This is a genomic window from Acinetobacter calcoaceticus (assembly GCF_051947995.1).
Classification (GTDB): domain Bacteria; phylum Pseudomonadota; class Gammaproteobacteria; order Pseudomonadales; family Moraxellaceae; genus Acinetobacter.
The window spans coordinates 1-225 of sequence record NZ_JBLVVH010000061.1; the positions used below are offsets into that span (position 1 = coordinate 1).

1 protein-coding gene is annotated in these 225 nt (G+C 46.2%); it reads right to left on the minus strand.

Annotated features, from left to right (window positions below; all coding sequences use genetic code 11):
- The coding region (locus ACNQO6_RS18550) for an Ig-like domain-containing protein (protein ID WP_440209927.1) at positions 1-225 on the minus strand (225 nt) is incomplete at both ends.

Genomic DNA, 225 nt, shown 5'->3' on the forward strand with positions numbered 1-225 from the left:
AAGGTTTTCTGGAATTTACCTTGTGGATCTGTAGTGCGACGTGCAATCACCTTACCATCTGCATCTTTGAACACAACTATGCTATTGGCTTCTGCCCGCCCTTCGATTGAAGTCCCTTCTTTATTCACGTCAACGGTCGGTTGCTCAGGTGCAACCCTATCCTTACCGGCAACTACTTTTGAAGGTTCTGAGTTGAAGCCTTCCTTATCTTCCGCAACAACAGAT